The following is a 6204-nucleotide window of genomic DNA, read 5'->3' as shown; positions in this document are numbered from 1 at the left end:
ACCTCCGAAATTTCGGAGGTGCCGGGCCTTTGACCTGGTGCCCCCGGCAGGATTCGAACCTGCGACACCCGCTTTAGGAGAGCGGTGCTCTATCCCCTGAGCTACGAAGGCGGTGGCAGCGGACGCAAGGAGCGGCGTGCCTGTGGTTGGGAAGACCACAGGCGTCAGCGTACCGGATGCGGGTCGGGTGGGTGTGGGGGTCAGGTCAGGGGGACGTGGGTGAAGCGGGTGGCGGTGTGGAGGTCCGATTCGATGCGGGTGGCTGTCGACATGAGTTGGGGGAGTAGGTCCGTGACGCATTCGCGGTGGGAGCGGCGGGTCGCGTGCATCGCCGTGCTGAGGGCCGCCACCACCCTTCCGGCGCGGTCGCGGATGGGGACCGCCAGGGAGCGGAGGCCTTCCTCCAGTTCCTCGTCGACCAAGGCGTAGCCATCCGAGCGGATCGAGGCCAAAGTGCTCTGGCTCGTCTCCGCCGCGGTTCTGTCTGCCAGGAGGACTCGGCCTCCTGCCGTCGCGTACGCCGGCAGGCGCGTGCCCACCGTGATGTTCACGCTCATCACCCGGCCCGTCGTCACCCTCGCCGTGTACTGGATCTCCTCGCCGGAGTCCGACAGCACCGCCAGTGACGTCGACTCGTGGATGCGGGACGTGAGGTCGGCCAGGTGGGGCTGGGCGATCTCGGGGAGGGACGTGCGGGAGAGGGGTGGGTAGCCGAGGGAGAGGACCCGGGGGGTGAGGGTGAAGGTGCGGGATCGCCGGGTCGTCACCAGGTCCAGGTGTTCGTAGGTGATCAGGGCCCGCCGGGCCGTCGCCCTGGCCAGGCCCGTCGCCCGGGCCACCTCCGTGAGCGTCAGCTCCGGCCTGCCCTCGCCGAACGCCGTGAGGACCGTCAGGCCGCGCGCCAGGGATTCGATGAAGTCGCGGCCGAGTCGGAGCTTGGACTCGCCCGTCCAGAGCGCCAGGTCCGAGGGGGGTGGGCCCGGCTCCGGGGGCGGGGTGTGGCGCAGTTCCTCCTCCATCCGCGTCATCGCCGTCCGCAGCCTCGGGAGGAGGGTCGTCCGCAGGTCGTGTGCCGTGTGGCGGCTCGTGTGGCTGACGATGCTTGCCACGCATGCGATCCGGACTTCCCCAGCGGCTGCTTCGCCGTCCGCGTGAGGGGAGCGGATCGGGGCCGAGATCGCCACCAGGCCCGGTTCGATCAGTTGGTCGTCCACGGCCCAGCCGTTCGCCGACGCCTCCTCCACGCGGCGTGCGAAGTCCTCGTCGTACCTCGCGTCCGCCCCGTACGTGCGCGGCGGTACGGCCGTGAAGGACAGGTCCCTCGGGTCCGCCGCCCTGCGTTCGCGCCAGCGCTGCCAGTCCGCGGCCGTCCACTCCGTCGCGAACAGGGGGCCGGGTGCGGTGCGTTCGGCGGGGAGCAGGTCGCCGATGCGGAAGCTCAGGGACATCGCGCGGCGGCGGGTCGCCTGGTGGATGAAGCGGATGCCGTCGCGGTCGGCGACCGCCAGGGAGACCGACTCGTCCAGTTCGTCGGCCAGGGCGTCCGCGTGCGGGGAGAGGAGGGCGGGGAGGCGCAGGGCCGACATGTAGGCGTTGCCCAGTTCCATCAGGCGGGGGGAGAGGTGCACGTCCCGGCCGTCGACGCGGACGTAGCCCATGCGGGCGAGCGTGGCCGCGATGCGGTCGACCGTGGAGCGGGCGAGGCCGGTGGCGCGTTCCAGGCCGCTCAGGCTCAGCGTGCCGCCCGCCTCCGTCAGCTCCCGCAGCACCGCGATCCCGCGGATGAGCGGAGTGACCGCCTCCGTCGGCAGAGGTTGTGGAGTGTCCGTCTGTGTGCTCCGTCCCGAGTCGACCGCAGCCGTCCTCCCGCCCCGCTCCCCGTTCTCGTCAGCCGGTCGGGCGGACCCCTCGGGGGTCTCGGGCATGGGCTTCGCTGGCATCGGCTCTCCGGTACGGCGGTCGCGGCACGCCTACGGTAATCCGGACGAGGCTCGGCGGAGGGACCGCTGGTCGGCCACTGGTCCGGCACTACTCCCTGGCCACCCGTACCCGATATCCCCCGTCCGCCCCCGCCCCCACCACCCTGATCACGACCCCCCTCCGCGCATCTCTGAACGTCTCCCCGGCCTTGAACGGCGCGTCCGACAGCTCCGCATGGACGTTCGGGGCCCGCGTGCAGCCGCCGCTGTCGCGGCGGGAGTCGTAGACCGTGACCGGGCCCATGCCCGTGTCCACCTCCGCGTCGACCTTGTAGATGAGGACGCCGGGGCGGCACACCGTCTCGTCGTTGCCCGCGCGGGTGCGCAGTTCGACGGCGTAGCCGGTCCTGCTGTCGAGGGGGACGACGACGAGCTTGGGGCCCCCGGCCAGGGCCAGCGGTGTCAGGGTGTACTCCGTGGTGCCGGGGGAGGACGCGCAGTGCACCTGGTCCGCGTCCAGCCAGCCCAGCTTCCACTTGTGCCAGCCGAGGAAGTCGTTGTTGGCGCCCCAGTCCTCGCTCATGATGTCCCAGTGGCCGACCGCGCCCCCGCCCTCCGCGGTGTACAGGTCGGGCAGGCCGAAGACGTGGCCGTTCTCGTGGGGGAGGACGCGGTAGCCGGTGCGGCCGTAGGAGCCGGAGCCGTCGTCCTGGCGGGAGTAGACGAAGGAGGCGTTGGCGACGGGGACGCCGTCGGCCCGCGGTGCCTCGGGGTTGCCGGCGAAGGTGACGGACAGGACCGTGTCCAGGGCGGAGGGGCCGGCATTGGGGGTCACGAGCACGTTCAGCAGGTCGTAGCTGCGGAAGTCCACCTTCGGGTCGGCCGCGGCGACGATGTCCTGGACCAGCGCGCGGTAGCCCGGCTCGAAGGGGGCTCCCCGCTCTATGCCGTACTCGCGGAAGGACTTCGGCATCCGCAGCCAGGACGGGATCGGGGTCTCGGGGCGGTAGTCGAGGCGGCCGTAGGAGCTGGTGCGGAACCACTGGCGGGTCTGCGGGAAGAACTCCCGGAAGCGGTTGAGGGCCCTGCCCTCGCCGGGGGCGTCCGAGAAGTCGATCATCAGGGTGAGGGCGCGGACGGTGCCGGTGGAGCGGGAGTAGCCGTCGGAGGTGGGGATGCCCTCGGACATCTGGACCTCGCGGGCACCGCGGATCATGCAGGGGCCGTGCGCGGAGTCGCGGGAGAGCGCGATGGGGCCCGCTCCGGCCGCCGTGGTGCCCGGGGCGAGGCGGCCCGTGCCGGCCGAGGTGCTCACCGTGAAGGTCAGGGCGGTCACGCAGGCCAGCGCGGCCAGGCGGCGCCGGGATATCCGGCGGCCGGGCGGCCCCGCGCTGCCCGGCCGGGGGCGCCGGGGCTGCGGCTGCATGGACGTGACCTGCAAGGGACCTCCCGCGCCGTGGCAGCCGCCGGTGTCCGACTGCACCCTTGCGATCACCCTGCGTCGCGGGGTGGAGGGACGCGCGCTGGAGGAGACCGATCGTGGGTTTCCGGCGGGTAGCTCCGCAGGGCCGGGGCGCAGCTCCTGCATGTGTGCCAGGTCACAGATAAATTCCCCGGCGGCGGGAAATACCGGGGACCCACTCCCCGTTTAGCCATGTGTCGAGCGAAACGGGGAGGCCTTCCCCGGATCCCGGCCCGACAGTTCGAGATCCCAGTACCAGTACCAGTACTACTCACCACGAACCAGGAGTACGCCGTGCAGACCGCAACCCCCGTACAGCGCAAGGCGCCCCGGCCGCGCGCCGACGCCCTGCGCAACCGGGAGCGGATCGTCACCGCCGCCCGGGAGATGTTCGTCGAGCACGGCCCCGAGGTGCCGCTCGACGAGATCGCCCGCCGGGCCGGCGTCGGCAATGCCACGGTGTACCGCAACTTCCCGGACCGCGACGCGCTGGTCCGCGAGGTCGTCTGCTCCGTCATGGACCGTACGGCCGCCGCGGCCGAGCTCGCGCTCACCGAGAGCGGCGACGCGTTCGAGGCGCTGGAGCGCTTCGTGCACGCCGCCGCCGATGAGCGGATCAGCGCCCTGTGCCCGATGGTCTCCAGCACGTTCGACCAGCACCACCCGGACCTGGAGGCCGCGCGTGAACGGGTCGAGTCGCTGATCGCGGAGGTCATGGACCGGGCCAGGGCGGCCGGACAGCTCCGTTCCGACGTGGACGTCGGAGACGTCATGATCGCCGTCGCCCAGCTCAGCAGGCCCCCGGCCGGTACGGACTGCTTCCGTGCCGACCGCTTCGTCCACCGTCATCTCCAGCTGTTCCTGGACGGGCTGCGGGCTCCCGCCCGTTCCACCCTGCCGGGTGCGGCCGTGACCATGGAGGACCTGCGCCGCCCCTGACCGAGCAGCCCCTGACCGAGCAGCCCCTGACCGAGCAGCCCCTGACCGAGCAGCCCCTGACCGTCCTGACCTGTTAGTCCAGCAGTCCCTACGGCCGTCCCCACAGGCGCGAGCCGTTCCCTTTCGTCATCTTTTTTCCGTCACGAAGTCCCGAAGTGGGTACCTCCATGTCTGAAACAGCCTCAAAGGCCCTGAACACCCCGGCCGAACCGGATCCGGGCCGCTGGAAAGCGCTCGTCTTCATCGCGCTCGCCCAGCTGATGGTCGTCCTGGACGCCACCATCGTGAACATCGCCCTGCCCTCCGCCCAGCAGGACCTCGGCATCTCCGACGGCAACCGGCAGTGGGTCGTCACGGCCTACGCCCTCGCCTTCGGCGGTCTGCTGCTGTTCGGCGGCCGGATAGCCGACCTGTGGGGCCGCAAGAAGGCCTTCGTCGTCGGCCTGGGCGGCTTCGCCGCGGCCTCCGCGCTCGGCGGCGCTGCCACGAACGAGGCGATGATGTTCGGCGCCCGCGCCCTCCAGGGTGTCTTCGGCGCCCTGCTCGCGCCCGCCGCGCTCTCCCTGCTCGCCGTGATGTTCACCGACGCCAAGGAGCGCGCCAAGGCGTTCGGCATCTACGGCGCGATCGCCGGTGGCGGCGGCGCCGTCGGCCTGATCCTGGGCGGCTTCCTCACCGAGTACCTGGACTGGCGCTGGACGTTCTTCGTGAACATCCCGTTCGCCGTCATCGCCGCGGCCGGCGCCTACTTCGTCATCCGTGAGCCGGAGGGCGGCCGCAACCGCTCCCCGCTCGACATCCCCGGCGTGATCCTGTCCACCCTCGGCCTGGTCGCCCTCGTCTACGGCTTCACCCGCGCCGAGTCGGAAGGCTGGAGCGACTCCGTGACCGTCGGCATGTTCGTCGCCTCGGCCGTGCTGCTGCTGTCCTTCGTGGTCGTCGAGGCCAAGGTCAAGGCCCCGCTGCTGCCGCTGCGCGTGGTCACCGAGCGCAACCGCGGGGGCGTCTACCTCTCCCTCGGTCTCGCGATCATCGCGATGTTCGGCCTGTTCCTCTTCCTGACCTACTACCTGCAGATCGTGAAGGGGTACTCGCCGGTCAAGACCGGGTTCGCCTTCCTGCCGATGATCGCGGGCATGATCACGGGCTCCACCCAGATCGGCACCCGACTGATGACCCGGGTCGCGCCGCGCCTGCTCATGGGCCCCGGCTTCCTGGTCGCCGCGCTCGGCATGCTGCTGCTGACCCAGCTGGAGATCGGCTCCTCGTACGCGGCCCTGCTGCTGCCGGCGATGCTGCTGCTCGGTCTCGGCATGGGTACGGCGTTCATGCCGGCCATGTCGCTGGCCACCCAGGGGGTCGAGCCGCGGGACTCCGGTGTCGCCTCCGCGATGGTCAACACCTCGCAGCAGGTGGGCGGCGCGATCGGCACGGCCCTGCTGAACACCATCGCCGCCTCGGCGACCACGTCCTACATCGCCGACCACATCGTGGGGGCGACCAGCCGGTCCCAGCAGCAGCTGGTCCAGCTGGAGGGCATGGTGCAGGGCTACACCAGCGCCATCTGGTTCGCCGTCGGCATCCTCGTGGTGGCCGCCGCGATCGCCCTGACCTTCGTCAACGCCGGCCGCCCGAACATGACCGCGGTGACCGGCTCCGGCGAGGGCGCGGCGGACGAGGTGCAGATCCCGGTCGTCGCCCACTGACGGCCGTACCGGGAAACACCCCTTCGGGCCATCCGTAGGCACGGGGAAGGGGACGCCCCGTACCTACGGAATCCAGGACCTGCCCCGGCTCCCGCGTGAGTGGAGCCGGGAGCGGTGTGCCAGGTGGGCCGGGGATCGGCGAACGTTGTGGGCCGGGGATCGGTGGGCGTGCTGATGC

The 6204-nt window shown here is 71.4% G+C and carries 4 protein-coding genes and 1 tRNA gene; 2 read left to right on the top strand and 3 right to left on the bottom strand.

Annotation, left to right across the window (positions count from 1 at the left end):
* Positions 1-35: 35 nt before the first annotated feature.
* The 3 genes from ABZ948_RS40595 to ABZ948_RS40585 form a co-directional block, all read right to left on the bottom strand.
* Positions 36-111, bottom strand: a tRNA-Arg gene (locus tag ABZ948_RS40595).
* 89 nt (positions 112-200) lie between these two features.
* Entirely contained in the window at positions 201-1940 is a 1740-nt protein-coding gene (locus tag ABZ948_RS40590) for an IclR family transcriptional regulator domain-containing protein (RefSeq protein ID WP_359768151.1), read from the bottom strand.
* Positions 1941-2028: 88 nt separating this feature from the next.
* Positions 2029-3345: a M6 family metalloprotease domain-containing protein gene (locus ABZ948_RS40585; RefSeq protein ID WP_359768150.1), complete on the bottom strand. Its 1317-nt coding sequence runs from the start codon at positions 3343-3345 to the stop codon at positions 2029-2031.
* 330 nt (positions 3346-3675) lie between these two features.
* Here ABZ948_RS40585 and ABZ948_RS40580 point away from each other — a divergent pair, with 330 nt between their 5' ends.
* Together ABZ948_RS40580 and ABZ948_RS40575 are read left to right on the top strand one after the other, a co-directional pair.
* Entirely contained in the window at positions 3676-4320 is a 645-nt protein-coding gene (locus ABZ948_RS40580) for a TetR/AcrR family transcriptional regulator (RefSeq protein ID WP_359768149.1), read from the top strand.
* A 167-nt stretch (positions 4321-4487) separates the two neighbouring features.
* Positions 4488-6026 (top strand): MFS transporter, encoded by a 1539-nt coding sequence (locus ABZ948_RS40575; protein WP_359768148.1) that lies wholly within the window; start codon positions 4488-4490, stop codon positions 6024-6026.
* Positions 6027-6204 lie beyond the last annotated feature (178 nt).

The organism is Streptomyces olindensis (genome assembly GCF_040645895.1).
GTDB classification, from domain to species: Bacteria; Actinomycetota; Actinomycetes; order Streptomycetales; family Streptomycetaceae; genus Streptomyces; species Streptomyces olindensis.
This window is presented reverse-complemented; position numbering and strand designations above follow the sequence as displayed.